This window comes from Aquamicrobium sp. NLF2-7, from assembly GCF_022359935.1.
GTDB classification, from domain to species: domain Bacteria; phylum Pseudomonadota; class Alphaproteobacteria; order Rhizobiales; family Rhizobiaceae; genus Mesorhizobium; species Mesorhizobium lusatiense.
Window position 1 is genome coordinate 674,334 of the sequence record NZ_JAKSED010000001.1, and the last position, 25,712, is coordinate 700,045.

Sequence of the window (25,712 nt, forward strand, 5' to 3'; positions counted from 1 at the left end):
CCAGCCCCCGCTTCCTTCTGATCCACGCAGCGATGTGGCGGCGACGGCGAAAAGCCCAGAACGCCAGAATGAGGCCGGTGTCCATGACGCAGGCCCGCGCCACGAGGCCCGGAATGATCTCAGGGTCGATGCCGAGAATGTCGCCGTAAAGCTGGAACACGAAGTCGTGCAGTGGGCGGCTCAGCATCACATAGCCGAAATTCATGTCATTCAAGGACAGAAAATACCAGCCCCAGAACAGAAGCAGCGGTGCGGCCCACAGTGCGAAAACGTAGCGCATCAGCAAACGCCCGCGAATTTGCGGGCAATGCCGTCTTGTTCCGGATATCCTGTCGGCACGGCTTATCAACCCCGCTCGTTAACGCTTTGCTAACCATAAGAGTGACGGCCACAACGGCGCACCGCAACGGATTTCGTTAACTATGGTTAACGTCCGCAGAACTGCGCGGTTTTGCTTTCGGAGCCGTTAGGATCAACTGGCCGGCGGATAGAGCGTATCGATGATCAGGCGCGCATCATGCCGTGAGTCGAGCAGGCCATAGGTGGTACGCCACTGCCCGGCCAGCCGGGTCTCGACGAAGGCGTCAGCGATGCGCCCTGCCCCAAGCCGCCGCAACTCGGCGGCAGCTGCCGCCAGCGCAAGCTGCTCGGTCAGGATGCGCGCCGAACCCTCGTCGCTGGACGCGACCTGCATGGCTGCCTTCAGCACACCGACCGTGCCGTGGCCGCTGGCGCCCAGATCCCGGTCTATACCGGCCATGACATCGTCGAACAGGCCCGGCGCGCGGCCAAGCACGCGCAGCACATCCAGCGCCATGACATTGCCGGAGCCTTCCCAGATCGCATTGACGGGGGCCTCGCGATAATAGCGGGCAAGCGGCGCTTCCTCGACATAGCCATTGCCGCCGAGGCATTCCATCGCTTCATAGAGAAGTGCCGGCGCGATCTTGCAGACCCAGTATTTAACCACCGGCGTCATGGCTCGGGCGAAAGCCGCCTCGCCCCGGTCGCCGGCGGCCTCATCGAAGGAACGCGCCAGACGGAACGAGAGCGCAGTGGCGGCGGCAACGTCGAGCGCCATGTCGGCCAGCACGCGCTGCATCAGCGGCTGGTCGATCAGCCGCTTGCCGAATGTCTGGCGATGGCGGCAGTGATGGACCGCCTCCGCAAGACCGGCCCGCATCAGCGCCGAGGAAGCGACGGCGCAGTCGAGCCGCGTCAGCGTGACCATATCCATGATGGTGCGCACGCCAGCACCCGGCTCGCCCACCATCTCGCCGATAGCATTCTCGAATTCCACTTCGGCGGAGGCGTTGGAGCGGTTGCCGAGCTTGTCCTTCAGGCGCTGGAAGCGGAAGCCATTGCCGGTGCCATCCCCCAGAATGCGCGGCACGAGGAAGCATGACAGGCCTTCGGTCGCCTGCGCCAGCACCAGAAACGCGTCCGACATCGGGGCCGACATGAACCATTTATGGCCGGTGAGCCGGAAAAACCCGGTCGAGCCCGCGCGTTCGGCGCGGGTGACATTGGCGCGCACATCGGTGCCGCCCTGCTTCTCGGTCATGCCCATGCCGAGCGTGAGACCGGTTTTCTCCACAGGCGGCTTCTGCGCCTGATCATATTTGCGTGTTGTAACGCGCGGCGCCCATTCGCGGAATGTTTTCGGGCTGCCCATCAGAGCCGCCAGCGAAGCGCTGGTCATGGTGATCGGGCACAGATGGCCGACTTCAAGCTGGGCGGTCAGATAGAATCGCGCGGCACGCACCTGATGCCGCCGCCCGATTTCCGTATCGCCATTCTCCCAGATCGAGGAGTGCAGGCCGTTGGCCACGGAGCGGCGCATCAGCGCGTGATAGGCCGGGTGGAACTCGACCAGATCGATCCGCCGGCCCTGCCGGTCATGCGTGCGAAGGCGCGGGGTTTCGGTGTTGGCCAGGCGCGCCAGATCCTGCGCCTCCTGCGTCAGCACGAAGCGGCCAAGGCCGTCGAGGTCCTTGCGCACAGGGTCGGAGAACTGCTCGGCGAGCTGGATCAGCAGCGGATCGCCTCTCCAGGCGTTCGTGCCTGTGAGGGGCGGCGGCTGGTTGGTCACGTCGTCTGTCACGCAATGTCCCTGTGTGTCGTGGCGGCCTCCGGCCCGGGGCCCGTGGCGGCTTGTCGAATCCGCTTCATTGGCGGCTTTATATCTCATGGCCGCATGAGCGGGCCATGAAAATAGGGGAAGATGCCCATCCAATGCAAAGCGGGTCCTTGCAGGTCACTTCTGCTGGCCGTATAGCACGCCCCTGAGATGACCCAAACAGACGCGCCCCTGCCGCTCTTCCCCCACCGCCACCTGCTTGGCATAAGGGATCTTTCCCCACCCGATATAGAGATATTGCTGGACCGCGCCGATCGCGCCGTCTCGATTTCCCGGCAATCGGAGAAAAAGACGTCGACCCTGCGCGGGCGTACGCAGATCAACCTGTTCTTCGAATCCTCGACCCGCACCCAGTCTTCGTTCGAGCTGGCCGGCAAGCGCCTCGGCGCCGATGTCATGAACATGTCGGTCGCCAGTTCTTCGGTGAAGAAGGGCGAAACGCTGATCGACACGGCGATGACGCTCAACGCCATGCGGCCGGATATCCTCATCATCCGCCACCAGTCGGCGGGTGCGGCCGCCCTGCTGGCACAGAAGGTGGGCTGCTCGGTGGTCAATGCCGGCGACGGCACGCATGAGCATCCGACACAGGCGCTGCTCGACGCCCTCACCATCCGTCGCGCCAAGGGGCGCATCGGCGGGCTGACAGTCGCGATCTGCGGCGACATTCTTCATTCGCGCGTCGCCCGCTCAAACATCATCCTGCTCAACGCGCTGGGCGCGCAGGTGCGCGTGGTCGCGCCCTCGACGCTGATGCCCTCCGGCATCGAGCAGATGAGCGTCAACGTCTTCCGCAACATGGAAGAAGGCCTGAAAGGCGCGGACGTGGTGATGATGCTGCGCCTGCAACGCGAGCGCATGGCCGGCAGCTTCGTGCCCTCCGTACGCGAATATTTCCGCTATTTCGGCCTCGATGCCGAAAAGCTGAAAGCCGCCAAAGATGACGCGCTGGTCATGCATCCCGGCCCGATGAACCGCGGCGTCGAGATCGCTTCGGAAATCGCTGACGGACCGCAGAGCGTGATCCAGGAACAGGTGGAGATGGGCGTCGCCGTCCGCATGGCGGTGATGGAGGCGCTGCTCGACCCGCGCCGCAATCCTGCCCATAACACCGGGGGGCTGAGCGCATGAGCACCACCATCTTCAGCCACGCCCGCATCGTCGATCCCTCGCGCGGACTGGACGAGACCGGCAGCGTCGTCGTGCAGGACGGAAAGATCGCCGCCGCCGGCAAGGACGCGCTCAATCAGGGTGCCCCGGAAGGCGCCACCGTCATTGACTGCAGGGCCAAGACCATCATACCCGGACTGATCGACAGCCGTGTCTTCATCGGCGAACCGGGTGGCGAGCATCGCGAAACCATCGCTTCCGCCAGTCAGGCCGCAGCTGCCGGCGGCGTCACCTCGGTGGTGATGATGCCGGACACCGATCCGGTCATCGACAATGTCGCACTGGTCGAGTTCGTGCTGCGCACCGCGCGCGATACCGCCTGCGTCAACATCTTCCCTGCGGCGGCCATCACCAAGGGCCTTGAAGGCCGCGAGATGACCGAGTTCGGCCTGCTGCGCGAGGCGGGTGCGGTCGCCTTCACTGACGGGCGCCACACCATAGCCAATTCGCTGGTGATGCGCCGTGCGCTCACCTATGCGCGCGATTTCGGCGCGACCATCGTTCACGAGACGCTGGATGCGGACCTCGCCTCCTCCGGCGTCATGAATGAAGGGCTTTATGCGAGCTGGCTCGGCCTTTCCGGCATTCCGCGAGAAGCGGAAACCATCCCGCTGGAGCGTGATCTTTCGCTCGCCCGCCTCACGCGCGGCAACTACCACGCCGCCAAGATTTCGACGGGCATGGCAGCCGATGCCATCCGCCGCGCCAAAAGCGATGGCGCCAATGTCAGCGCCGGCGTGGCGATCTACAATCTGGCGCTGAACGAGCACGATGTCGGCGAATACCGCACCTTCTTCCGGCTGACGCCGCCGCTGCGCACCGAGGATGACCGCATCGCCATGATCGACGCGCTGAAGGACGGCACGCTCGATCTGATCGTATCCTCTCACGATCCGCAGGACGTCGACACCAAGCGCCTGCCGTTCTCGGATGCAGCGGCTGGCGCAATCGGGCTGGAAACGCTGCTGGCCGTTGCCCTGCGCCTTCATCACAATGGCGAGGTGCCGCTCCTCAGGATCATCGAGGCGCTTTCGACGGCGCCTGCCCGCCTCTTCGGCCTGCCCGGCGGCGGCCTGAAGCCCGGCGCGCCGGCTGATCTGGCGGTCGTAGACCTGAACGAACCATGGGTGGTCAGCGAAACCGGCATCCGCTCCCGCTCCAAGAACACCTGCTTCGAGGGCGCGCGACTGCAAGGCAGGGTCTTGCAAACACTGGTTGCGGGCCGCACAGTGTTCGCCGTCTAGAGCGTTTTGGTGAAAAACGGATCACTTCCAATGCTCTGTTTCTTTGTTTCCAGGCAGTTCCGGACGCAAAACCGCGTCGCACTTTTGCTGGAACTGCGCTAGTATGGAACCAATCGGTCAGCCAGGGGGAAGCATGACCTTCATCACCATCGCGGCGCTGATCTTCGGCTATCTGCTGGGATCGATTCCGTTCGGCCTGCTGCTGACGCGCGCGGCCGGGCTCGGTGACGTGCGCTCCATCGGCTCGGGCAACATAGGCGCGACCAATGTTCTGCGCACCGGCAACAAGAAGCTTGCCGCGGCCACGTTGCTTCTGGATGCGCTGAAAGGCACCGCAGCCGTTCTTCTGGCAAACCTCTATGCTCCCGATCTCGGTTTATGGGCCGGCTTTGGTGCCTTTCTGGGCCACCTCTTCCCTATCTGGCTGGGCTTCAAGGGTGGCAAGGGCGTCGCAACCTATCTCGGCGTGCTGATCGCTCTCGCATGGCAGGTGGCGCTGATCTTCGCCGCGGTCTGGCTGCTGGTCGCCATAGTGTTCCGATACTCTTCGCTGGCCGCGCTTTGCGCAGCCATCGCCGTGCCGGTCGCTCTGTGGTTCCTCGCCACGCCGCAGCTTACCGGGCTGTTTGCTTTGATGAGCGTGATCCTTTTCATCAAGCATCGCGCCAACATCCAGCGCCTTGCCTCCGGCACCGAAGGCCGGATCGGGGCCCGGGGGTGATAGGGGGGGTCAACCCCGCCCGGCCCGGTCTGAGCGACAGACAAAGGCTCGCATGGCTGCGGCTGATACGAACGCCCAATGTAGGCCCTGCATCATTCCGCGATCTCATCAACCGATTCGGTTCTGCACAGACCGCGCTCGACATGCTGCCGGAGCTCATGCAGTCCGCCGGGGCGCGCCGGATCGTGCGGATACCCGATGAAGCGCAAATCCTCCGGGAGATGGATCATGCCGCCGGTTTCGGCGCGCGTTTCGTCTGCATCGGCGATCCCGACTATCCGCTGTTGCTGAAGCAGGTGGACCATCCGCCGCCCGTTCTGGCCGTGATCGGCGAGGGAGCGGTGCTGAGCCGGCCTGCGATCTCCGTTGTGGGCGCACGCAATGCCTCCGTCGCAGGAACGAGGCTGGCTGCTGCATTGTCCGCGAAAATCGGTCAGGCCGGCTATACCATCGTCTCCGGCCTCGCACGCGGCATCGACACGGCGGCACATCGCGGCAGCATCGATAAAGGCACGATCGGCGTTCTGGCCGGCGGGCTCGACATGCCCTATCCGCCGGAAAATGTCGGGCTTTGCCGTGAAATCGTAGAACGCGGCGGCGCCATCGTCTCCGAGATGCCGTTCGGCTGGCAGCCTCGCGCGCAGGATTTCCCCCGCCGCAACAGGATCGTGGCCGGCATGGGCATAGGGCTGCTGGTGGTGGAGGCGGCGAAACGTTCCGGCTCCCTCATCACAGCGCGGCTTGCCGGAGAAATGGGCAGACTGGTCTTCGCCGTTCCGGGCTCCCCGCTCGATCCCCGCGCCGGCGGCACCAACGGTCTGCTCAAGGATGGCGCCATCCTTACGACGGAACCCAATGACGTTCTGGAGGCGGTCAGACCACTCTACGGCACGGCGCAGCCAGCGGAGTTCCCGCTTGAGGAATCGACCGACCTGTCGGATGCACCTCCCCCGCAGGAAGACGAACGACGTCTCGTCATCGATGCGCTGGGGCCAACCCCGGTCGGGATTGACGAAATCATCCGCCACACCGGTCTTGAACCCGCACAGGTGCAGATGGTTCTGCTCGAACTGGACCTTGTGGGAAGACTTGAACGCCATTCAGGCGGGCATGTCTCGCTGCTGGCTTCTCAATAGAATAAAAAGCGTCTGACGCGTGAACCACAGAGGCGACGGACCCGCTTCCGGTCCGCCACCATCAGTGAAGCCGATCATGGAGATCGCAAACGTTGCCCGCATAAGACATGGGGGCACGAAATCACCGGCATATCGCTTCAATATGCCCGAAACCTCAAAACTCCCGGATCACACGCTGCCCGGATAGTTCGGGCTTTCGCGGGTGATGGTCACGTTGTGGGCATGGCTTTCGCGCAGGCCGGCGTTCGAGATGCGCACGAACGTAGCGCGATTGCGGAACTCGGCCAGATCGGCGCCGCCGACATAGCCCATCGAAGCCTTCAGGCCACCGGCAAGCTGATGCAGGACACCTGCGACGGGGCCCTTGTACGGCACCTGCCCCTCGATGCCTTCCGGCACCAGCTTCAGCGTGTCGCGCACTTCCGCCTGAAAATAGCGGTCAGCCGATCCACGCGCCATGGCGCCGACCGATCCCATGCCGCGATAGGCCTTGAACGAGCGTCCCTGATGCAGGTAGACCTCGCCGGGGCTTTCCTCGGTGCCGGCCAGAAGCGAGCCGACCATGACGGCCGATGCGCCTGCCGCCAGCGCCTTGGCAAGATCGCCGGAGAACTTGATGCCACCATCGGCGATGATCGAAATGCCGGCCTTCTGGCCAACCTCGACTGCCGACAGAATAGCCGACAGCTGCGGCACACCAACGCCCGCAACGATGCGGGTGGTGCAGATCGAACCCGGACCGATACCGACCTTGACGGCATCGGCACCCGCATCGATCAGCGCCTGCGTGCCCTCCGCGGTGGCCACATTGCCAGCCATGATGCGCACTTCATTCGACAGTTTCTTGGCGCGGGTGACGGCATCCAGAACGCGCTGCGAATGGCCGTGCGCCGTGTCGATCACCAAAAGATCGACGCCGGCGTCGATCAGGCGCTCGGCGCGCTCGAAACCATCCGCGCCGACGCTGGTCGCGGCAGCCACGCGCAGGCGTCCCTGCGCATCCTTGGAGGCGTTGGGGTTGAGCTGCGACTTCTCGATGTCCTTGACCGTGATCAGACCGACGCACACGCCCTTGCCGTCGGTGACGACCAGCTTTTCGATGCGATGCTGGTGCAGCAGGCGCTTGGCCTCGTCGTGGTCGACGTTTTCCTTGACGGTGATGAGGTTCTCGCGGGTCATCAGCTCGTAGACGCGCTGAGCCGGGTCGGAGGCGAAGCGCACGTCGCGGTTCGTCAGAATGCCGACGAGACGGCCCGCTTTGTGGCCGCCAGTGCCGCCATTTTCCACCACAGGAATGCCCGAAATGCCGTGCGCGCTCATCAGCGCCAGCGCATCGGCCAGCGTCGCATCCGGACCGATGGTTACAGGGTTGATCACCATGCCGGATTCGAACTTCTTTACCTGGCGGACCTGCTCGGCCTGCTCGACAGGGGTAAGATTGCGATGGATGACGCCGATGCCGCCAGCCTGCGCCATGGCGATGGCCAGACGAGATTCCGTCACTGTGTCCATGGCTGCCGAAATAATCGGCAAATTCAAATCGATATCGCCGGCAATTCGCGTTGAGATGTCAACTTCGCCCGGCATGACCTCCGAATGACCCGGCTGCAGCAGCACGTCGTCAAAGGTGAGCGCCAGCGCGCCGGTGGACGTTTCGATGATTTTTGCCATGGCCAACTTCCCGGAATGCGTGAAGGGCACGGAACCCGCATGGCCCGCGCCGACTCGTCTGTCCCTTTCAGGATTGGCGGTGGCTCGTAACACGGTTCCCGGCCGCTGAAAAGCGGCGGCCGGAAAAGATCAGCCTTTATTCGTCATTTTCCTGCTGCTCCGCCCTGCCCCTGAAATCACGCGCCAGCAGATAAAGCTCGACGGATTCGGCGCGCGAAGCCTGCGGCTTGACGTGATGAACGGTGCGAAAGCTTTTCTTCAAATCGTCCAGCAATCCGGTCTCGGTGCCGCCCTGAAAGGTCTTGGCGAGGAAATGCCCGCCGGGCCGCAGCACGGTCATGGCAAAGTCGGCCGCGACCTCGCAAAGATGCATGGTGCGCAGGTGATCCGTGCGGCGGTGCCCGGTGGTGGGCGCGGCCATGTCCGACAGCACCACGTCCGGTTCCCCACCCAGCGCCTCGATCAGCTTTTCAGGCGCACCGTCGTCGAGAAAATCCATCTGAAGGATGGCTGCACCCGGAACCGGATCCATCTCCAGATAGTCGATGCCGACGACGGTCGGCGCTTCCGCGCTCGATTTCACGCGCGCTGCCGCCACCTGGCACCAGCCTCCGGGCGCCGCACCAAGATCGATGATGCGCATGCCGGGCTTCAGGAGCTTATATTTGTCGTCGATCTCGATCAGCTTGTAGGCGGCCCGCGAGCGATAGCCATCTGCCTTCGAGCGCTGCACATAAGGGTCGTTCATGTGGCGCTCCAGCCACCGGCGCGACGATTCCTTGAGCCCACTCTTCTTCTTGATCTTGGTGCGCAGCACGCGGGAGACGCCCGCGCCCGGCTTTTCCGGTTTCTTCGTCATCGCCTTGCCCCGCCTCTGCGGGCGTCGCGCCACACGCCCTCATCCGCCATCAGTTCACTCAATATGCCTTCGCGCAGGCCCCTGTCCGCCACCCGCAGGCGCTGGGAAGGCCACACGGCGCGGATCGCTTCCAGAATGGCGCATCCCGCCAGAACCAGATCGGCCCGGTCCGGCCCGATGCAGGGATTTGCAACGCGGCTCTGGAAATCCCAGCCGAGCAGCTTTTCCACCATGAGGTCGACATTGGTGCGGTCCATCCACAAGCCGTCGACGCGGCGGCGGTCATAGCGCGGCAGATCAAGATGCACGCCCGCAAGCGTGGTCACCGTACCGGATGTGCCAAGCAGGTGAAACCGAGGGCTTTGCAGCACGTGATTGAGCCGGTTGCGTCCCTCAAAGGCGGAAAGCCGCGTGGCTACGTCATCCACCATGGCAGCGAACGAATCGCGCGTGACCGTGCGTCCCCCAAAACGCTCAGCCAGCGAAACAACGCCCACAGGCAGCGATGTCCAGGACACGATGTGATTGGCGAGGTGCTGGGAGCGCCGCCCCTTGCTCAGATCGATCAGCGCGATTTCGGAGGAGCCTCCGCCAATGTCGAACAACACCACGCCTTGCGTGTCGCGCTCGACGAGCGACCCACAGCCGGAAACAGCCAGCCGGGCCTCTGTCTGGCGATCTATGATCTCCAGCTTGAGTCCGGCCTCTTTCTCAACCCTGTCGATGAATTCCGAGCCGTTTTCAGCCGAGCGACAGGCCTCCGTGGCGATGAGGCGCGCACGACGCACATTTCTGCTGCGCAGCTTGTCGCCGCAAATCTTCAAGGCCTCGACGGCCCTGTCCATCGCGGCGTCCGACAAGCGTCCGCTCGCCGAAAGCCCTTCGCCCAACCTCACAATGCGCGAAAATGCATCGATGACACGGAACTGGCCGTAACGTGTGGGGATGGCGACCAGCAACCGGCAATTATTGGTTCCAAGATCCAGCGCGGCGAATACAGGAAGATCTTCAAAGGGCTTGCGGGCGGCCGCACCGGTGAAGGCCTGCCCGTTAGTGGCTTCGCTTCTGCGCTCTTTCACGCCTGCCGAAGATCGGTCCGACGAGCTGGAAGCGGTTTTGGCGGCCTGACCCGACCGCGCTTTTTCCGTTGGCTGGCCCTGGGGTGCGCCCTGCCCGTCGCGAGCGTAAACCTTACGGCCACGTCGACGCTTGCGTCGCTTTCTGGGCTTTCCGTTCTGGGTGGTGGGGCCATCCTGCCCGGCAGCGGACAGATTTGCCGGGGCGCCCTCAAGGCGGCCACCAGCAACGGGAGCGGACACGCCCGAAGGCTCCACCGATTCCCCGGACCCGCCACTTCCCGGCGTCCTGGCGCCGGCGTCGCGGTATCTCACAGTCGTTCCTTCCGACGCCGCGCGAACCGATAGAGCCGGACGCTGCAGGCGCTCATATTTTCAAGTTGAGGAAAGATTAGCAGCGGTGTCGGGTTTCACCAAGAGCAAAGCGCAGAAAGAATCATCAGAGTGAACTTTATGGCCCGTCAAAGGTTGAAGCGGCCACATTCATCATGCATTCCTGAAATTCGGATTCGCCGGGGGGCCGGCAGCCATGCATGTCCCTTGAACCTTTCTCATGGAGGCACCTGCCGCGCATGACAGGCCGTGCATGAACTGGAAACGCTATTTCTGGCCGGCCGTCGGGCTGGCAGCCGTCGCATTCTCCATCTGGATTCTGCTTCATGAATTGCGCGGCATCTCGCTTGATGATGTCTGGGACAGCCTGATGGCCATCTCATCCACCCACTGGGCGCTGTCTGCGCTCAGTGCGGTGGTCGCCTATGCGGCCCTTGCCGGATACGATCACATCGCCCTCCTGCATATCGGCAAGCGTGTATCCTGGCTGTTCGTGACCTTGTGCTCCTTCACCACCTATGCGCTGTCCCACAATATCGGCGGATCAGTGTTTTCGGGTGCCGTGATTCGCTATCGCGCCTATGTCACCAAAGGGCTGAGCGGTCAGGAAGTCGGCGTTCTGGTGGCGGTCTGCTGGTTCACCTTCGTGCTTTCCACCATCACGGTCGGCGCAATCGTGCTGATTCTGGTTCCCGGCCTGCTCGATCGCTTTTCCGACCTCGGCTTGCGGGAATTTTCCGGCCTGACAGGCATGCTCCTGCTTGTGCCGGTTATCGCGTACGTCTTCTGTTCGTGGCTCAATCTACGCCCATTGCGAATCGGCTCTCTGCAAATTCACTATCCGCGCCTGCCGATCGTCGCTCGCCAGCTCATCATCGGGCCATTGGAGCTTTTTGCCGCCGGCGCGATCATCTATTTCGCGCTGCCGGAAGCAGGCAATCCCGGCTACCTCGTCGTTCTCGGCGTGTTTCTGGTGTCGTTCTCGGTGGCGCAGATTTCCCATGCTCCGGGCGGACTCGGCGTGCTGGAGGTCGTATTTCTTATGGGATTGCCGGATATGGAGGCGGTGGACGTTCTGGCCGCCCTGCTGGTGTTCCGGCTGTTCTATCTGATCGTGCCGCTGATCATCAGCCTCGGCGTCGTCCTGCTGTTCGAACGCGCTCAACTGCGTCGAAACGACAATTGAATGCACAATCCCACAATTGAAATCACAGGCGGGGTTGACTAATTCAAAGCGACGATTAAAACGCAGCCACTTGCCGGGCGCACTTTACCGAAGCGCCCCGGACCGGATCATAAGAGACCGGTTGGAAAAGGCAGGTAAGCATCGCAGGCGATGCCCTGCTGGGGAATAGGTTAACGGTAGACCCACGGACTCTGACTCCGTTAGTCCTGGTTCGAATCCAGGTTCCCCAGCCAAATTTCTTTCTTCACAAAATCACCCGCCTTAATCATCGCAAAGATGCACGTGGCTCGCCACACACGGCAAGATCATATTTCCTGCGTCAGATAATCTTCATTTCGTAACCGCCGCAAAATTCAGGACAATCTGGTCATCACGATTGCGGGAAAACATACCTTCCGTCCGCGATCAGAGATCGAACTCCGCCTGCCCCTCGTCCATGGCATTGACGGCTTCGGCGGCAAGGGCGCGCGTTATGCGGCTGTGCTCTTCAAGGGCCATGCGATCCAGCCGCTCCACGACCCGTATCGCGGTTGCCAGCGAGCGCTCGATGCGGCGCACGAGATACTGGACCACCGGAAGATCAACCTCGATCTGCCGGTCTGCGAAGAGCTTGGTTATGACGCCGGCGAGCAGCAGGTCATCCGGCTCGCGTATTTCCACCACCGGCGCGGCTTTCAGGCGCGACACCAGATCCGCCAGCGTCACACCCCACGCAGCCGGAAAACGGCGCGCGGTGATCAGCAGATGGCTGTCATTGGCGCGTATATGATTGATCAGGTGGAACAACCCGGTTTCATCGATCGGTCCGCGGTCGATATCGTCGAGCAGCACCGGCCGGGTTTCGAGCATTTCCAGTGAAGACGAGATGTTGGCTGGCCTCAGCGCAACAGCATCTGCCTGAGCGCGCCAGATCTCCGCCAGATGGGTTTTTCCAGCACCTGTAGGGCCGGAAAGCACCATGACGGGCGCCGGCCATTCCGGCCAGCGGTCGATGAGCGCCACGGCCTCTTCATTGGCCGGCGAAACGACGAGATCATCGCGCGAATAGCCCGGCGCATGGCCGAAATCGAGCGGCAACTGCCGTGGTTTTTCAGGCTGCTGTACCATGCCGGGATCAGTCTTTTCCGGGGCGCGCCACAGCCGGAGCGTCCTCGTTGCCGGTTCCCTTGTAGAGGGGCGATTCCAGATAACGGGAGAGCGCGAAACGCACCAGAACGGCAATTGCGGCGGCTGCCGGCACGGCAATCAAAAGGCCCACAAAGCCGAACAGCGCGCCGAAGGCGAACAGCGCGAACATCAGCCAGACCGGATGCAGGCCTACGCTTTTTCCCACCAGCTTCGGCTGCAGGATATTGCCTTCGATGAACTGCCCGACAAAGAACACACAGGCGACAGCCGCGACCATGATCCAGTCCGGCCAGAACTGCACAAAGGCAACGCCCACGGCCAGCACCAGCCCGGTCAGCGATCCGACATAGGGAATGAAGCTGATCAGCCCGGCAAACAGACCTATCAGGATGCTGAAGTTGAGCCCCGTCAGCGTCAGGCCGAACGCATACATGCCCCCCAGAACCAGGCACAAAGTGCCCTGCCCGCGCACGAATCCGGCCGTTGCCGTGTTGATGTCGGAAAAGATCGTCCGCACCGTCTGCACATGGTCGCGCGGCACCCAGCTGTCGACGACGGCGATCATGCGGTCCCAGTCGAGCAGCATGTAGAAGGCAACCACCGGCGTCACCACCAGCAGGCTGACCACCGAGACCAGCGCCATTCCCGAATTCCAGATCGACTGGAAGAGAGATGTCAGCAGGCCGAATCCGGAGGTCAGCAAGGAGTTGAGCCCCTCCTTCAGTCCCGCTGCATCAACGCCGAAGCGGCGTTCCAGCCATGCCGGGTCGAAATTGGTGACCAGCGCCTGAAGCCGCGTCATGTAATCTGGCAGCCGTGCGGCAAAATCCGCCATCTGGGATGCGAGGATGGGCACCAGCACGACAAAGCCAAGCACCAGCACGATGACGAAGGCGAACAGAATGACGATCGTCGCCATCAGACGCGAGAGCCCCAGTCGCTGCAGGCGGTCAGCCACCGGATCGAGGAAATAGGCGAGCGCCATGCCGGCTACGAAGGGCAGCAGGATTCCCGAGAACACGTAGAGAAAGAGGATCAGCAGAACCATCGCTGTTCCCCAGAACAGCGCCTGCCGTCTCAGAGCGACAGACATGTCGGCTCTGGAGGCATCTTTATCGCTTGCCGGTCGTGTTGCCTTTGCCATTGCCGCTCATGTGCTTCAGCCAATAATCGAGATAGGCCGCTGTCGAAGTGATGGTCAAGAGGCTGGCCCGACAATCCGGAGCACTGCCTGTGGAACGAGAGTTGCCGACTGTCCGGCAATAGTGCCGCAAACCGACGAATTGCCGGCGCCATGTGGTGCAAAATGTGGCTTTCCCCAGTTCCGTCATCATGTGCCGATGCGCTACCTTGCGGGACAGGGCGGTTCATGCGAAGAGCCCGCTTTAGCAAGGGGAAAGCGATGGCTGAGCGCAAGACCGGGCTGACTTATGCGGAAGCGGGCGTCGACATCGATGCCGGCAATCTCATGGTCGAGAAAATCAAGCCGCTGGTGCGGGCAACGCGCCGGCCGGGGGCCGATGGCGAGATCGGCGGCTTCGGCGGTCTGTTCGACCTCAGGGCAGCCGGCTTCACCGATCCGGTTCTGGTCGCGGCCAATGACGGCGTCGGAACCAAGCTCAAGATCGCCATCGATGCGGGCAAGCACGACACGATCGGCATCGACCTCGTTGCCATGTGCGTCAACGACCTCGTTGTGCAGGGCGCGGAGCCGCTGTTCTTCCTCGACTATCTGGCCACCGGCAAGCTCGATCCCGAACAGGGCGCGGCCATTGTGGGCGGAATCGCCCGTGGCTGCCGCGATGCCGGCTGTGCGCTGATTGGCGGCGAAACGGCTGAGATGCCCGGCATGTATCACGGCGACGACTACGATCTCGCCGGCTTTGCCGTCGGTGCTGCCGAACGCGGCCAGCTTCTGCCGACCGACGATATCGCCGAAGGCGATGTCATTCTCGGCCTTTCATCTTCCGGCGTGCATTCCAATGGCTATTCACTGGTGCGCCGCATCGTCGCCGCATCCGGTCTGAACTGGTCGGACCCCGCTCCCTTCGACAAGGATCTGACGCTTGCCGAAGCCCTGCTGGAGCCCACCCGCATCTATGTGAAGCCGATTCTCAAGGCGATACGCAGCACGCATGGCATCAAGGCGCTGGCGCATATCACCGGCGGCGGTTTCCCGGAAAATATTCCGCGCGTGCTGTCGAAGGAATTCTCCGCCGAACTCGATCTCGACACCATCGACGTTCCGCCTGTCTTCTCCTGGCTGGCTAAGACGGGTGGCGTGGAAGCCAATGAGATGATGCGCACCTTCAACTGCGGCATCGGCATGGTGATCGTGGTGGCCTCCGGTCAGGCAGCGCAGGTGGCTGCCGTTCTGCAGGAAGCCGGCGAGACCGTGAAGCCGGTCGGCCGCATCGTGCCACGCGGCGACGCAGGCGTGATCTATCGGGGGGAAATCGGCCTATGAAAACCGCACGCAAGCGCACGGTCGTCCTGATTTCCGGACGCGGCTCGAACATGGCTGCCCTGATCGAGGCGGCATCGGACACCAGCTATCCGGCTGAAATCGTCGGCGTCATCAGCGACCAGCCGGACGCACACGGCCTGCGCGTGGCGGCCGCGCGTGGCATTCCCACCCGCACTATCGTGCGTGGCGACTATGCCAGCAAGGCGCATCACGACGCTGCCATCGATGCAGCGCTCAACGGGTTCAGTGCCGATATCGTCGCTCTTGCCGGCTACATGCGCCTGCTGACCGCCGGGTTCGCCGAGAAATGGGCAGGCCGGATGATCAACATCCACCCTTCCCTGCTGCCCTCCTTCAAGGGGCTCGAACCCCACAGGCGCGCGCTGGAGGCCGGCGTGAAGGTCCATGGCTGCACGGTCCATTTCGTCACGCCGGAGATGGATGACGGCCCTATCATCGCGCAGGCGGCCGTGCCGGTTCTGGCCGGCGATGACGAAGCTTCGCTTGTCGCGCGCGTTTTGAAGGCCGAGCATCCGCTCTATGTGCTGGCGCTCAAGATGCTGGCAGAGGGCAAGGTCGCCATGGAAGACGGAAAGGTCCGCTTTGCCGCTGGCACAGGTCTGGTCGAGAATGCGGACACCATCCTGTTTTCCCCGGCAGACCTGCGCGACGAGGTCGATCTGGAAGCGCTGGCGCGTTTCACGCCCTGAAGCAGGTGCGCCAGCTCTTTCTCCTGCGGCATGCGAAATCGAGCTGGGACGACCCGTCGCTCAGCGATTTCCAGCGCCCGCTCGCCAATCGCGGCAGGCGGGCCACTCCACTCATGGGCAGGGAAATGGCGCGACGGGGATGGCTCCCCGATCTGGCGCTGATCTCGTCTTCGGTGCGCACGCGCCAGACATGGGAACTGGTTGCCGCGCAGTGGAAAAATCCCTGCGCCAGCATCTTCACCGAAAAGATTTACGAAGCCGATCCGGCCGACATTCTGGCAGAAATACGGAAAATCCCCGACGAGGCACGCAGACTGCTCGTCATCGGGCACAATCCGGGGCTGGAGCTTCTGGCCGGAATGCTCGCCGGGCCGGGCTCACCTGTCCCCGCCCTCGAAAAGCTTGAACGCAAGTTTCCGACAGCCGGGATCGTGCGCCTCGAAATAGGCTCAAACTGGCAGGACCTATCCGCCGAAACATCCCGTCTGACCGACTTCATCACACCGAAGGACATCGCCTGACGCTTAGAGCAGGGCGCGCTCTGACGAACGCCTCCTGCTCCAGCATGTTTTCCTTAGCCGCATGTGTGCTACGTCAGACGATCCCGTCTGACTGCCAAATGCTCTACTCGGCGATGCCCGCTTCATATTCGGCAGACATTTCCAGCCAGCGCTCTTCATGACCGCTGAGCTGCGAAGCGAGTTCGGACCGCTCCTTGGCCAGCTTTGTGGCGCGGGCGGCGTCCTTCTCGTAGAGAGCCGGATCGGCCAGCTCGTCCTCGATCCCGTCGATGCGCTTGCGCAGCCGATCCATCAGCCCTTCGGTAGCCCTGATCTGCTTGGCCAGCGGCTCAAGTGCCGCCCGGCGCTGCGCGGCCTCGCGGCGGCGATCGGCCTTGTTGGCCTTTTCAGCCTCGCGCTTTTCGCGGCGGTCGGCGGGCTGGCCGGTGACGATGGTCTTGTAATCGTCGAGGTCGCCGTCGAAAGGCTCGACACGGCCATCCTTGACCAGCCACAGCCGATCCACCGTCGCCTCAAGCAGATGGCGGTCGTGGCTGACGAGAATGACGGCACCGGGAAAATCGTTCAGCGCATGAATCAGCGCCTCGCGGCTGTCGATGTCGAGATGGTTGGTCGGCTCGTCGAGGATGAACAGGTTGGGGCCCTCAAAGGCGGCAAGCCCCATCAGAAGCCGTGCCTTCTCACCGCCGGAGAGATCCCTGGCGGCGGTGTTCATCTTCTCGGTTGCGAGACCGAACTGGGCGACGCGCGCCCTCACCTTCGCCTCCGGCGCGTCCGGCATCAGCCGCCGCACATGCTCGTAGGCGTTTTCCTCCGGCCGCAAATCGTCCATCTGGTGCTGGGCGAAGATCGAGACTTTCAGGCCCGGCGCAATGGTGATCGTGCCCGCTTCCGGCGGCAGCCTTCCGGCCAGCAGCTTGGCGAAGGTGGACTTGCCGTTGCCGTTGGCGCCCAGAAGCGCGATGCGGTCGTCATTGTCGATGCGCAGCGTCATGCGCTTCAGAACCGGCTTGCCCGGCGTATAGCCGACATCGACGCCGGAGAAGGCCACGATGGGCGAGGCCACGGTCTTCTGCGGCTCGGGAAAGGAGAATGGTCGCACCGATTCATCGAGAACCGCACCGATCGGCTTCATGCGCTCCAGCGCCTTGATACGCGACTGCGCCTGCCTGGCCTTGCTGGCCTTGGCGCGGAAGCGGTCGATGAAGGATTGCAGATGCTTGCGGTGCGCCTCCTGCTTGACCCGGCCCTTTTCCTGAAGCTCCCGCTGTTCGGCAAGCTGGCGCTCGAACTGATCATAGCCGCCGCGCCAGAAGGTCAGCTTTTTCTGGTCGAGATGAACGATGGAGTTCACCGCCCGGTTCAGAAGGTCGCGGTCGTGGCTGATGAGCAGCACGGTATGTGGGTACTTCGCCACATAGCTTTCCAGCCACAGCGTGCCTTCCAGATCGAGATAGTTGGTCGGCTCGTCGAGAAGCAGCAGATCCGGTTCCGAAAACAGAACCGCAGCCAGCGCCACACGCATGCGCCAGCCACCCGAAAACGACGACGCCGGGCGCTTCTGCGCGTCCTCGTCAAAGCCGAGGCCCGACAGAATGGTCGCCGCGCGCGCTTCGGCCGTATGCGCGTCGATATCTGCGAGACGGATGTGGATCTCGGCGATCCGGTTCGGATCGGTCGCCGTCTTTTCTTCCTCAAGAAGCGCTGCGCGCTCCTTGTCGGCCTTCAGCACGATCTCGATCAGCGGCTCCTCGGTGCCCGGAGCCTCCTGCGCGACCTGGCCGATGCGCGTGTTCTTCGGCATCGAAACATTGCCGGTTTCGGAAGCGAGATCGCCGGTGATGGCGCGAAACAGCGTTGTCTTGCCGGTGCCGTTGCGTCCCACCAGACCGGCCTTGCTTCCTGCCGGAAGGGTCAGCGAGGCGTGGTCGAGCAGCAGGCGGCCGGCAATACGCAGCGAAAGGTCATTTATGATCAACATGGTGGCGCGTTTTGGCCCGCCTTTGCATTAATGGCAAGGCCGAAAACGCGATCCGACCGCTCAGGCGTAGGCCCTGCCCTCTTCGGTGCGCTGGAAATAGACGAGATCCAGAACGACGGAAGGCTGGCCGAGCATCGTCAGGATGGCATGCGCCTGCCCGCGATGATGGGTCTGGTGGTTGAACACATGGCCGAGCGCCGGCGACAGTCGCTGCGAGATGGTGCGCACATCGGTGACGGTGATGTAGGTAAAGCGGCCGGCCAGCCCTTCAGGCGTCATGGCGCCGATCCAGTCGACAATCCGTGCATCCTCGGCCTGCCGGGCTTCCCGCAGTAACGAAAGCTCTCTGTGCAGAATGGTGTCCAGCTTTGCCGGTGCGTCGCCCTCGCCTGTAAAGCGTTTCATCCAGATCCGGTCGGCGACCAGAATATGGTTGAGCGTGCCCATGAGCGAGCCGAATGCAGCACCGACATCGCGCTGGAATTCATCTTCGCCCAGCTCGCTGGCGGCATCGTAGATGCGGGCGTTGGCCCACCGGTTGTAGGCCGCAAACATCATGAAATGCTGCTTCATGGAACTTCTCCCGCCAATTTGCTCTTAGACCACTAACGCCGGCGCGGCTTGCCGCCAAGCTCTCGCATCTCACACACTTGGCAATAGGCAGGCTGACCTGTATAGAGCGCGCCACACTTCAATCCCAATTTACAAGGAAGACCCATGGCGCTCGAACGCACTTTCTCCATGATCAAGCCGGATGCCACCCGCCGCAACCTTACCGGCGCCATCACCAAGGCGCTCGAAGAGGCCGGCCTGCGCGTCGTCGCGTCCCGCCGCGTGTGGATGAGCCGCCGCGAAGCCGAGGGCTTCTATGCCGTGCACAAGGAACGCCCCTTCTTCGGCGAGCTGGTCGACTCCATGACCGCCGGCCCGACCATCGTTCAGGTTCTGGAAGGCGAGAACGCCATTGCCCGCAACCGCGAAGTGATGGGCGCCACCAATCCGGCCGACGCTGCCGAGGGCACCATCCGCAAGACCTTCGCCCTTTCGATCGGCGAAAACTCCGTGCACGGCTCGGATGCGCCCGAGACCGCTGCGCAGGAAATCAGGTACTGGTTCTCCGACACCGAGATTGTTGGCTGATTGCAGCCAGCCGCAAAAAAGCCGGGGCATGCCCCGGCTTTTTTAGTTTCGGACAGAGGTTACGCACCCTTTTTGAAACGCAGCACTTCCTTGCCGCCGGAATCCTTCAGGACCAGTTGCCCGTCGTCGATGGCGTAAGCCTTCACTTCGCCCAGTGCATCGAAGTACGCCCGCTCGGCCTTCATCCGTGCCGGCTCGCAAGCCATCTGGGTGGCGCCTATCTGACTGAGTGAAACTGCTTCCCCATCGATTTTCGCGCTGCCAAAATAGCCGTTGCAAGGCCCGCGCCCGCCCGCGCGTCCCTCATTATCGACGGAAAATGTCACAGGGTTGTCTGGCAATTCCCCGAACCCTTCGATCGACACCAGCGTCCATTCCACGCCGCGAAGCGCGTCCGTGCTGTCCTGTGCGACCCTCTTCACGAGTATGGTCTGCGCTTCGCTGGTCAGCGGATCCACCCCGTGGTGCGTATCGTTGATGAACCACAGTTCGCCATCAACCGTGATGCGCGCCTGAAGCGCATAGGTCATGGCCTTTGTGATCTTCGAATCGTCGAACCTGATTTCGAACTTCACCGGCACCTGCCCGGCAGGCGAAATCTCCTGCTCACCGATCACGTCCGCCGCTGCATCCATCCGCGACACATCCGCCAGCTGAACCGACACGACCGCATTCTCCGGCAGGGCAATGCGCTCACGGTAAAGAACCTCGCCCGACAACACCTTTTCGGCAGCGAATGCGGGATTTGAAACAGCAACGAGCCCGGCCACAGGCACCAGCCCCAGCAAAATCAGTTTCTTCAGCATTTCATATCCTCGTTTCGGGATCCCAAGGGGCCGCAGGAATGAGGAAAAAGCATGGCGCCTCGTAAAACCTGTGGTTGACCAAAGGTCATTTGTTCCACGCGGAAAGTGCTGCTTCGTCGGTTTCTCTGGCCTCCACCCAGTCGCCCTGCGAACCATCCGCGCGATGCTCCTTCTTCCAGAACGGCGCCCGTGATTTCAGGAAATCCATGATGAATGCCGCAGCCTCGAAGGCCGCCTGCCGATGCGTGGAAGCGGTGGCTACCAGCACGATGTTGTCGCCGGGCTCCATCCTGCCGTAACGGTGGATGACCGTGACACCCTGAAGCGGCCAGCGCGCGCAGGCCTCGCCGGCGATGCGCTGCATCTCGGCCTCCGCCATACCGGGGTAGTGTTCGAGTTCCAGCGCCGACAGCTTGCCCGCCTCATCGCGGCACAAACCGGTAAAGGTCACGACCGCGCCGATGTCCTTGCGGCCGCTGGACAAGCCGGCAATCTCTTCGCCCACATCGAAATCCGCGGTCTGGATAAGGATACGGGGTGTAACGGCAGGCATCGACATCAACCGCCGGTCATCGGCGGGAACAGGGCGATTTCACTTGCCCCTGCGATCTTCTCGCCATGGGCGACATGCTCCTGATTGATCGCCACACGGATCACTTCAGGATGCTGGAGGGCGTTCTCATACTCCTCGCCGCGCTCTCTCAGCCAGCCCAGCAGGTCCGACACGGTTTCCAGCCCGGCCGGAAGATCGACGACCTCCTCCGCCTTGCCGATGCGCTCGCGAACCCATGCGAAATAGATGAGCTTCATCGCCTACTCGTCCACGATGTGCTTCAGGCCAGCCCTGAAATAGTCATAGCCGGTGTAAAGGGTGACGATGGCCGCGATCCACAGCAGCGCCAGACCCGTCTGCGTCGTGTAGGGGAAGATTTTGTCTCCGGCTGGACCCGCCAGCAGGAACGCGATCGACACCATCTGGATTGTGGTCTTCCATTTCGCCAGCTGCGTCACCGGCACGCTGACCTTGAGCGCCGCGAGATATTCCCTGAGGCCGGAGACGAGGATTTCGCGGCACAGGATGATGATCGCGGCCCACAGCGACCAGCCGGCAATGCCGCCACGATGATCGGTATCGGCGGCCAGAAGCAGCAGGCAGGTGGCCACCAGCAGCTTGTCGGCGATCGGATCAAGCATGCGGCCGATATTGGAGGTCTGCTTCCATGCGCGGGCGAAATAGCCGTCGAAATAATCCGTTATGCTGGCCGCCACGAAAATCGCCAGAGCCGACCATCGGGCAAAGTCGCTCGATTTGAGATGCCCCTCCAGATAAAAACACAATGCGATCAGCGGCACCGCCAGGATGCGGGCGTAGGTCAGCATATTCGGCAGATTGAAGGCTGGGCTGGCCATGTTAAGCGCACTCGTCACAAGCAAATCGGATGGATTGACGCATAGTCAAATCAGAACGCAGTCATATGGGCAACCATCGAAAGCCCTCAGCACGGCAAAACCATGACCTTTCCCTGATCTGGCCTAGCCATTGTCATGGAAGTGGTCATAGACCAGTTGCGCGACACGCTCCGAAATGCCCTCCACCTCCATGAGATCTTCCATCGCCGCGCGGCCGACCGCTTTTGCGGTGCCAAAGTGATGCAGCAGGGCGCGTTTGCGGGTCGGCCCGATTCCCGCGATTTCATCCAGCGGGCTCGCCACCATTTCCTTCTTGCGGCGTGCGCGGTGCGAACCGATGGCGAAACGGTGCGCCTCGTCGCGCAGCCGCTGCACGAAATAGAGAACCGGATCGCGCACCGGCAGCGTGAACGGCGCTTTGCCCAGAGTGAAGAAGCGTTCACGCCCGGCCTCACGGTCCTGCCCCTTGGCAACACCGATGGCGACGACGCGATCCTCGACGCCGAGATCGGCCAGAATCTGGCGCACCGCCGTCATCTGCCCCTGCCCGCCATCGATCAGGATGACGTCCGGCCACGCCGGGAACCCTTGCGCATCCTCGACCGCATCGGAATCCTCGTCGGCATGATCCTTGAGCAACCTCGAAAAGCGCCGCTCCATCACCTCGCGCATCATGCCGAAATCGTCGCCCGGCGTGATGGTCGTCGAGCGGATGTTGAACTTGCGGTACTGGTTCTTCACGAAACCTTCCGGTCCCGCGACGATCATCGCGCCAACTGCATTGGTGCCCATGATGTGCGAGTTGTCATAGACCTCGATGCGAGTCGGAGCCTTTTCCAGACCGAAGGTCGCCGCGAACCCCTCCAGCAGGCGCGCCTGCGTGGAGGTCTCGGCCAGACGCCGCCCCAGCGCCTCGCGCGCATTCTGCAGGGCATGGTCGGTCAGATCCTTCTTCTCGCCACGCACGGGCACCGAAACCGACACCTTCCGTCCTGCCCGTGCGGTAAGCGCCTCCGCCAGAAGCTCAGCTTCCTCGATCGCGTGCGAGAGAAGAATGGCGCGGGGCGTCGGCTTGTCGTCGTAGAACTGCGCGAGGAACGAGCCAAGCACCTCTCCCGCCTCAAGCGCGGGGTCCGCCTTTGGGAAATAGGCGCGGTTGCCCCAGTTCTGGCCGGTGCGGAAGAAAAACACCTGAATGCAGTTCTGCCCGCCCTCCTGATGGATGGCGAAGACGTCCGCCTCCTCCACCGATTGCGGATTGATGCCCTGATGGCTCTGGACATGCGACAATGCCGCGAGGCGATCCCGGTAGATGGCGGCATGCTCGAAATCGAGATTGTCCGAGGCGCGCTGCATGGCATCCGCAATCTCGGCCTTCACCTTCTGGCTGCGGCCGGAAAGGAAATTTTGGGTTTCCGATACCAGCACCGCATAATCTTCCGCCGAAATCTCACCGGTGCAGGGCGCAGCGCACCGCTTGATCTGGAACAGCAGGCATGGGCGGGTACGGTTCTCGTAGAAGGAATCGGTACAGCTCCTGAGCAGAAAAGCGCGCTGCAGCGAGTTGATGGTACGTCCAACGGCCTGCGCCGATGCGAAGGGGCCGTAGTAATCGCCCTTGCGGGAGCGCGCGCCACGGTGCTTGTAAATTCCCGGAGCTGGATGATCGGACGTCAAAAGAATGTACGGAAACGATTTGTCGTCCCGCATCAAAACGTTAAATCTTGGTCGCAACCTTTTGATAAGATTTGCTTCAAGAAGAAGAGCTTCCGTCTCCGTGCGGGTGACGACGAATTCCATGCGCGCCGTTTCGCGCACCATGCGGCCGATGCGGTTGGTGTGGAAGCGGCCTTGCGCATATTGCGTCACGCGCTTCTTCAGGCTGCGGGCCTTGCCAACGTATAGAACGTCGCCGGCCGCATTCATCATGCGATAGACGCCGGGCGCATTGGGCAGACGCTTGACCAGTTCCTGTATGACTTCGGCGCCGGTCCTACCCTCGTTGTCGTCGGTTTCGAGATCGATCCCGGTGAACGAAACGTCCGGAACGGGCCCCGCCGGCTGCTCGACGACATCGTCATCCAGTTCGGCGTCCGGCATGTCCAGCGCCGCGCCACCCTTGCGCGCTGCACTCATTCCACGACGTCCGCGATATCCGGCGTCTGCCAGGCCAGATGCTGGCCACCATCGAGCGCGATCATCTGGCCGGTCACCGAACGGGCCTCCCACAGATAGCGGATCGTTGCGCCAAATTCGGCAAGCTCCGGTCCCCGCCCCAGAAGAAGGGCATCGACCTGCTGGCGAAAATCGGCTTCCTCCTGCCGGGCATTGCGCAGCGTCGGGCCGGGACCGATCGCATTGACGCGAACACGCGGCGCAAGCGCCTGCGCCATGGTGCGCGTCGCGGTCCACAGGCCCGACTTGGAAAGCGTGTAGGAGAAATAGCGCGGCGACAGCCGCCAGACCCGCTGATCGATGATGTTCACCACCAGCCCATCGTCGTTTTCCGGAAGGCTTTCGGCCATCTTCCGGGACAGCAGAACTGGGGTCTTGAGGTGAATTGAAAAATGATCGTCCCAGAGCTGCCAGTCAAAATCGAGAACGGAATCATTTTCGAACAGCGAGGCATTGTTGACGAGAAGCCGCACAGGACCGAGCGTCTGCTGAACCTTGTCGAACAGCTCGCCCGCCTGCGCCGGATCCGTGAGATCCGTATCGAAAACGGCGGCCTTGCCACCGCGCGCACTGATCTGCGCGGCCAGTTCGCTGGCTTCCCCGGAGGAACTGTGTCCATGGATGGCAACGGCAAAGCCGTGGGCGGCCAGGTCTTCCACGATAGCCCGGCCGATTCGTTTTGCGCCGCCCGTTACCAGAGCTGTTATGGCTGGCTTGGCCATGTGTATCGATTCCCGTTCTCTTCAGTGCGGTCGCCACCGTCAGCCGCCCACCGTAATCTCCGGTCGGCGTTCAGACTCTGTTTGCGCCTTGGGCGGGATTGTGGCAGAAACGCTCGCAGTGCTGTCGAATTGCGGGCCGGCAAACCTTTCCGCAGCCCAATATAGGTCCGCCAACGCCTTGAACCAAGTGCGTTTCACCGGATAAGCAGCCTTCTCCTGACAAATTCTGTTGCACGATTGCAACGCCCCCTTTCGGCCTCATTTGCGCCGGGGAATCACCTAATTTCAGGTTCTCTTCCGCCGCATTTGGGAAGGAAATTTCGGAACCGATGAGCGGCGGGATCATTTCCTCCCAAGACAGACCACGCCCTCACGTCAGGAAAGCCAGTGTGTGTGGCTGAAGGAGTAATGACCATGACGACCAAACTCAAATTCGCAACGCCGGCAGCGGCAGCACTTATCGCCTTCGCCGTCTCTGCTCCGGCATTCGCCGCAGACGTGGTGATGGAAGAGCCCCCTGCACCGGCTCCGATTGCAGAGCTTCCGGTGGCTTCGTGGGCTGGTCCTTATGCCGGTGTGAACCTCGGCTACGGCTTCAGCGGCCGCGCCAAGGACAAGACCATCGACAACTCGATCAGCACTGACGGCTTCCTCGGCGGCGCCTTCGTCGGCTACAACCATCAGATCGACGACTTCGTGATCGGCGCTGAAGGCGACATCGGCTACAGCGGCGTGAAGGGCTCCAACTCGGGCTACGAAGCCAAGTCTGGTGTTGAAGGCTCGATCCGCGCCCGTCTCGGCTACGCGATCAGCCCCGACATCCTGCTTTATGGTACGGCTGGTGGCGCCGCACAGAGCCTGAAGGTTACGGATAACGTCGCCGGCGGCAGTGACCGCAACACCATGCTCGGCTGGACCGCCGGTGCCGGCACCGACATCAAGTTCACCGATTCCGTGTTCGGGCGCGTCGAATACCGCTACACCGATTACGGCAAGGAGAACTTCAACCTGAACAATGGCACGCACAGCATCGACTCGCGTGACCATCGCGTCAACTTCGGTGTTGGTATGAAGTTCTGATCCGAAACCGGATTGGACAAAAAAGCCGGAGCATTG

General features: G+C 62.4%; 24 protein-coding genes, 1 tRNA gene and 1 pseudogene. 11 read left to right on the top strand and 15 right to left on the bottom strand.

Annotated elements, in window-relative coordinates; translation table 11 throughout:
* Positions 1 to 10: 10 nt before the first annotated feature.
* A pseudogene (locus MIC97_RS03370) lies at positions 11 to 280 on the bottom strand (DUF6105 family protein); the annotation flags it as partial.
* 192 nt (positions 281 to 472) lie between these two features.
* The gene (locus MIC97_RS03375; protein WP_239798845.1) at positions 473 to 2,104 is read right to left on the bottom strand and encodes a DNA alkylation response protein; all 1,632 of its coding nucleotides are present in this window, start codon (positions 2,102 to 2,104) and stop codon (positions 473 to 475) included.
* A 186-nt stretch (positions 2,105 to 2,290) separates the two neighbouring features.
* On the opposite strand from MIC97_RS03375, the gene MIC97_RS03380 reads away from it, so the two are divergent.
* The 4 genes from MIC97_RS03380 to dprA all read left to right on the top strand — a co-directional run bounded on the left by MIC97_RS03380 (position 2,291) and on the right by dprA (position 6,411).
* Positions 2,291 to 3,271, top strand: coding sequence for an aspartate carbamoyltransferase catalytic subunit (locus tag MIC97_RS03380; RefSeq protein WP_239798846.1), 981 nt, complete (start codon positions 2,291 to 2,293; stop codon positions 3,269 to 3,271).
* A complete protein-coding gene (locus MIC97_RS03385) occupies positions 3,268 to 4,554 on the top strand; it encodes a dihydroorotase (RefSeq protein WP_239798847.1) in 1,287 nt (428 codons plus the stop codon). The genes MIC97_RS03380 and MIC97_RS03385 overlap by 4 nt, the downstream gene beginning before the upstream one ends.
* A 133-nt stretch (positions 4,555 to 4,687) precedes the next feature.
* Positions 4,688 to 5,275 (top strand): glycerol-3-phosphate 1-O-acyltransferase PlsY, encoded by a 588-nt coding sequence (gene plsY, locus MIC97_RS03390; protein WP_239798848.1) that lies wholly within the window; start codon positions 4,688 to 4,690, stop codon positions 5,273 to 5,275.
* Positions 5,275 to 6,411, top strand: a complete 1,137-nt coding sequence (dprA, locus tag MIC97_RS03395) for a DNA-processing protein DprA (protein WP_345773554.1) — start codon at positions 5,275 to 5,277, stop codon at positions 6,409 to 6,411. The genes plsY and dprA overlap by 1 nt, the downstream gene beginning before the upstream one ends.
* A gap of 168 nt (positions 6,412 to 6,579) precedes the next feature.
* Here the strand turns inward: dprA and guaB are convergent, their stop codons facing one another.
* From guaB to MIC97_RS03410, 3 genes are all read right to left on the bottom strand, one after another.
* On the bottom strand, positions 6,580 to 8,082 hold the full coding sequence (gene guaB / locus MIC97_RS03400) for an IMP dehydrogenase (RefSeq protein ID WP_239798850.1): 1,503 nt from the start codon (positions 8,080 to 8,082) through the stop codon (positions 6,580 to 6,582).
* 136 nt (positions 8,083 to 8,218) lie between these two features.
* Positions 8,219 to 8,941 (bottom strand): RlmE family RNA methyltransferase, encoded by a 723-nt coding sequence (locus MIC97_RS03405; protein WP_239798851.1) that lies wholly within the window; start codon positions 8,939 to 8,941, stop codon positions 8,219 to 8,221.
* Positions 8,938 to 10,332, bottom strand: coding sequence for a Ppx/GppA phosphatase family protein (locus MIC97_RS03410; protein WP_239798852.1), 1,395 nt, complete (start codon positions 10,330 to 10,332; stop codon positions 8,938 to 8,940). The genes MIC97_RS03405 and MIC97_RS03410 overlap by 4 nt, the downstream gene beginning before the upstream one ends.
* A 271-nt stretch (positions 10,333 to 10,603) precedes the next feature.
* Here MIC97_RS03410 and MIC97_RS03415 point away from each other — a divergent pair, with 271 nt between their 5' ends.
* Both MIC97_RS03415 and MIC97_RS03420 read left to right on the top strand, forming a co-directional pair.
* Positions 10,604 to 11,536: a lysylphosphatidylglycerol synthase domain-containing protein gene (locus MIC97_RS03415; RefSeq protein ID WP_183830376.1), complete on the top strand. Its 933-nt coding sequence runs from the start codon at positions 10,604 to 10,606 to the stop codon at positions 11,534 to 11,536.
* 159 nt (positions 11,537 to 11,695) lie between these two features.
* Positions 11,696 to 11,769, top strand: a tRNA-Gln gene (locus MIC97_RS03420).
* 172 nt (positions 11,770 to 11,941) lie between these two features.
* Here MIC97_RS03420 and hdaA read toward each other — a convergent pair.
* Together hdaA and MIC97_RS03430 are read right to left on the bottom strand one after the other, a co-directional pair.
* Positions 11,942 to 12,643 (bottom strand): DnaA regulatory inactivator HdaA, encoded by a 702-nt coding sequence (gene hdaA, locus MIC97_RS03425; RefSeq protein WP_239798853.1) that lies wholly within the window; start codon positions 12,641 to 12,643, stop codon positions 11,942 to 11,944.
* A gap of 7 nt (positions 12,644 to 12,650) precedes the next feature.
* Positions 12,651 to 13,757 carry an AI-2E family transporter gene (locus tag MIC97_RS03430; protein ID WP_345773536.1) on the bottom strand — a complete coding sequence of 369 codons (1,107 nt, stop codon included), beginning with the start codon at positions 13,755 to 13,757 and terminating at the stop codon, positions 12,651 to 12,653.
* A gap of 309 nt (positions 13,758 to 14,066) precedes the next feature.
* Here MIC97_RS03430 and purM point away from each other — a divergent pair, with 309 nt between their 5' ends.
* Genes purM through MIC97_RS03445 form a run of 3 tightly spaced genes read left to right on the top strand, consistent with a single transcriptional unit; the run spans position 14,067 to position 16,362 of the window.
* Positions 14,067 to 15,131, top strand: a complete 1,065-nt coding sequence (gene purM, locus MIC97_RS03435) for a phosphoribosylformylglycinamidine cyclo-ligase (RefSeq protein ID WP_239798855.1) — start codon at positions 14,067 to 14,069, stop codon at positions 15,129 to 15,131.
* Positions 15,128 to 15,841, top strand: a complete 714-nt coding sequence (gene purN, locus MIC97_RS03440) for a phosphoribosylglycinamide formyltransferase (RefSeq protein WP_239798856.1) — start codon at positions 15,128 to 15,130, stop codon at positions 15,839 to 15,841. Before purM ends, purN begins: the two co-directional genes overlap by 4 nt.
* A gap of 5 nt (positions 15,842 to 15,846) precedes the next feature.
* The gene (locus tag MIC97_RS03445) at positions 15,847 to 16,362 is read left to right on the top strand and encodes a histidine phosphatase family protein (RefSeq protein WP_239798857.1); all 516 of its coding nucleotides are present in this window, start codon (positions 15,847 to 15,849) and stop codon (positions 16,360 to 16,362) included.
* A 103-nt stretch (positions 16,363 to 16,465) separates the two neighbouring features.
* On the opposite strand, the gene MIC97_RS03450 is transcribed toward MIC97_RS03445, so the two are convergent.
* Together MIC97_RS03450 and MIC97_RS03455 are read right to left on the bottom strand one after the other, a co-directional pair.
* Positions 16,466 to 18,343: an ABC-F family ATP-binding cassette domain-containing protein gene (locus MIC97_RS03450; protein WP_239798858.1), complete on the bottom strand. Its 1,878-nt coding sequence runs from the start codon at positions 18,341 to 18,343 to the stop codon at positions 16,466 to 16,468.
* A gap of 60 nt (positions 18,344 to 18,403) precedes the next feature.
* A complete protein-coding gene (locus MIC97_RS03455) occupies positions 18,404 to 18,916 on the bottom strand; it encodes a DinB family protein (RefSeq protein WP_239798859.1) in 513 nt (170 codons plus the stop codon).
* Between the two features lie 144 nt (positions 18,917 to 19,060).
* Here MIC97_RS03455 and ndk point away from each other — a divergent pair, with 144 nt between their 5' ends.
* Positions 19,061 to 19,483 carry a nucleoside-diphosphate kinase gene (ndk, locus tag MIC97_RS03460; protein ID WP_239798860.1) on the top strand — a complete coding sequence of 141 codons (423 nt, stop codon included), beginning with the start codon at positions 19,061 to 19,063 and terminating at the stop codon, positions 19,481 to 19,483.
* A 59-nt stretch (positions 19,484 to 19,542) separates the two neighbouring features.
* Here the strand turns inward: ndk and MIC97_RS03465 are convergent, their stop codons facing one another.
* From MIC97_RS03465 to MIC97_RS03490, 6 genes are all read right to left on the bottom strand, one after another.
* Positions 19,543 to 20,445 (bottom strand): YbaY family lipoprotein, encoded by a 903-nt coding sequence (locus MIC97_RS03465; protein ID WP_239798861.1) that lies wholly within the window; start codon positions 20,443 to 20,445, stop codon positions 19,543 to 19,545.
* Positions 20,375 to 20,842, bottom strand: a complete 468-nt coding sequence (locus MIC97_RS03470; RefSeq protein WP_239798862.1) for a molybdenum cofactor biosynthesis protein MoaE — start codon at positions 20,840 to 20,842, stop codon at positions 20,375 to 20,377. The genes MIC97_RS03465 and MIC97_RS03470 overlap by 71 nt, the downstream gene beginning before the upstream one ends.
* A gap of 5 nt (positions 20,843 to 20,847) precedes the next feature.
* Positions 20,848 to 21,099 carry a molybdopterin converting factor subunit 1 gene (moaD, locus tag MIC97_RS03475; RefSeq protein WP_239798863.1) on the bottom strand — a complete coding sequence of 84 codons (252 nt, stop codon included), beginning with the start codon at positions 21,097 to 21,099 and terminating at the stop codon, positions 20,848 to 20,850.
* A gap of 3 nt (positions 21,100 to 21,102) precedes the next feature.
* Positions 21,103 to 21,699: a CDP-diacylglycerol--glycerol-3-phosphate 3-phosphatidyltransferase gene (gene pgsA, locus MIC97_RS03480; protein WP_183830413.1), complete on the bottom strand. Its 597-nt coding sequence runs from the start codon at positions 21,697 to 21,699 to the stop codon at positions 21,103 to 21,105.
* Between the two features lie 123 nt (positions 21,700 to 21,822).
* Positions 21,823 to 23,835 (bottom strand): excinuclease ABC subunit UvrC, encoded by a 2,013-nt coding sequence (uvrC, locus tag MIC97_RS03485; RefSeq protein WP_239798864.1) that lies wholly within the window; start codon positions 23,833 to 23,835, stop codon positions 21,823 to 21,825.
* The gene (locus MIC97_RS03490) at positions 23,832 to 24,596 is read right to left on the bottom strand and encodes an SDR family oxidoreductase (RefSeq protein ID WP_239798865.1); all 765 of its coding nucleotides are present in this window, start codon (positions 24,594 to 24,596) and stop codon (positions 23,832 to 23,834) included. Before MIC97_RS03490 ends, uvrC begins: the two co-directional genes overlap by 4 nt.
* Before the next feature lie 414 nt (positions 24,597 to 25,010).
* On the opposite strand from MIC97_RS03490, the gene MIC97_RS03495 reads away from it, so the two are divergent.
* Positions 25,011 to 25,676, top strand: coding sequence for an outer membrane protein (locus MIC97_RS03495; protein WP_239798866.1), 666 nt, complete (start codon positions 25,011 to 25,013; stop codon positions 25,674 to 25,676).
* The last annotated feature ends 36 nt before the right edge of the window (positions 25,677 to 25,712 follow it).

Coding starts and splice junctions, on each gene's coding strand:
- MIC97_RS03380 (WP_239798846.1), top strand. CDS start 2,291: ATGACCCAAACAGACGCGCCCCTGCCGCTCTTCCCCCACCGCCACCTG.
- MIC97_RS03385 (WP_239798847.1), top strand. CDS start 3,268: ATGAGCACCACCATCTTCAGCCACGCCCGCATCGTCGATCCCTCGCGC.
- plsY (WP_239798848.1), top strand. CDS start 4,688: ATGACCTTCATCACCATCGCGGCGCTGATCTTCGGCTATCTGCTGGGA.
- guaB (WP_239798850.1), bottom strand. CDS start 8,082: ATGGCAAAAATCATCGAAACGTCCACCGGCGCGCTGGCGCTCACCTTT.
- MIC97_RS03405 (WP_239798851.1), bottom strand. CDS start 8,941: ATGACGAAGAAACCGGAAAAGCCGGGCGCGGGCGTCTCCCGCGTGCTG.
- MIC97_RS03415 (WP_183830376.1), top strand. CDS start 10,604: ATGAACTGGAAACGCTATTTCTGGCCGGCCGTCGGGCTGGCAGCCGTC.
- hdaA (WP_239798853.1), bottom strand. CDS start 12,643: ATGGTACAGCAGCCTGAAAAACCACGGCAGTTGCCGCTCGATTTCGGC.
- MIC97_RS03430 (WP_345773536.1), bottom strand. CDS start 13,757: ATGTCTGTCGCTCTGAGACGGCAGGCGCTGTTCTGGGGAACAGCGATG.
- purM (WP_239798855.1), top strand. CDS start 14,067: ATGGCTGAGCGCAAGACCGGGCTGACTTATGCGGAAGCGGGCGTCGAC.
- purN (WP_239798856.1), top strand. CDS start 15,128: ATGAAAACCGCACGCAAGCGCACGGTCGTCCTGATTTCCGGACGCGGC.
- MIC97_RS03450 (WP_239798858.1), bottom strand. CDS start 18,343: ATGTTGATCATAAATGACCTTTCGCTGCGTATTGCCGGCCGCCTGCTG.
- MIC97_RS03455 (WP_239798859.1), bottom strand. CDS start 18,916: ATGAAGCAGCATTTCATGATGTTTGCGGCCTACAACCGGTGGGCCAAC.
- ndk (WP_239798860.1), top strand. CDS start 19,061: ATGGCGCTCGAACGCACTTTCTCCATGATCAAGCCGGATGCCACCCGC.
- MIC97_RS03465 (WP_239798861.1), bottom strand. CDS start 20,445: ATGGTTCGCAGGGCGACTGGGTGGAGGCCAGAGAAACCGACGAAGCAG.
- MIC97_RS03470 (WP_239798862.1), bottom strand. CDS start 20,842: ATGCCTGCCGTTACACCCCGTATCCTTATCCAGACCGCGGATTTCGAT.
- moaD (WP_239798863.1), bottom strand. CDS start 21,099: ATGAAGCTCATCTATTTCGCATGGGTTCGCGAGCGCATCGGCAAGGCG.
- pgsA (WP_183830413.1), bottom strand. CDS start 21,699: ATGGCCAGCCCAGCCTTCAATCTGCCGAATATGCTGACCTACGCCCGC.
- uvrC (WP_239798864.1), bottom strand. CDS start 23,835: ATGAGTGCAGCGCGCAAGGGTGGCGCGGCGCTGGACATGCCGGACGCC.
- MIC97_RS03490 (WP_239798865.1), bottom strand. CDS start 24,596: ATGGCCAAGCCAGCCATAACAGCTCTGGTAACGGGCGGCGCAAAACGA.
- MIC97_RS03495 (WP_239798866.1), top strand. CDS start 25,011: ATGACGACCAAACTCAAATTCGCAACGCCGGCAGCGGCAGCACTTATC.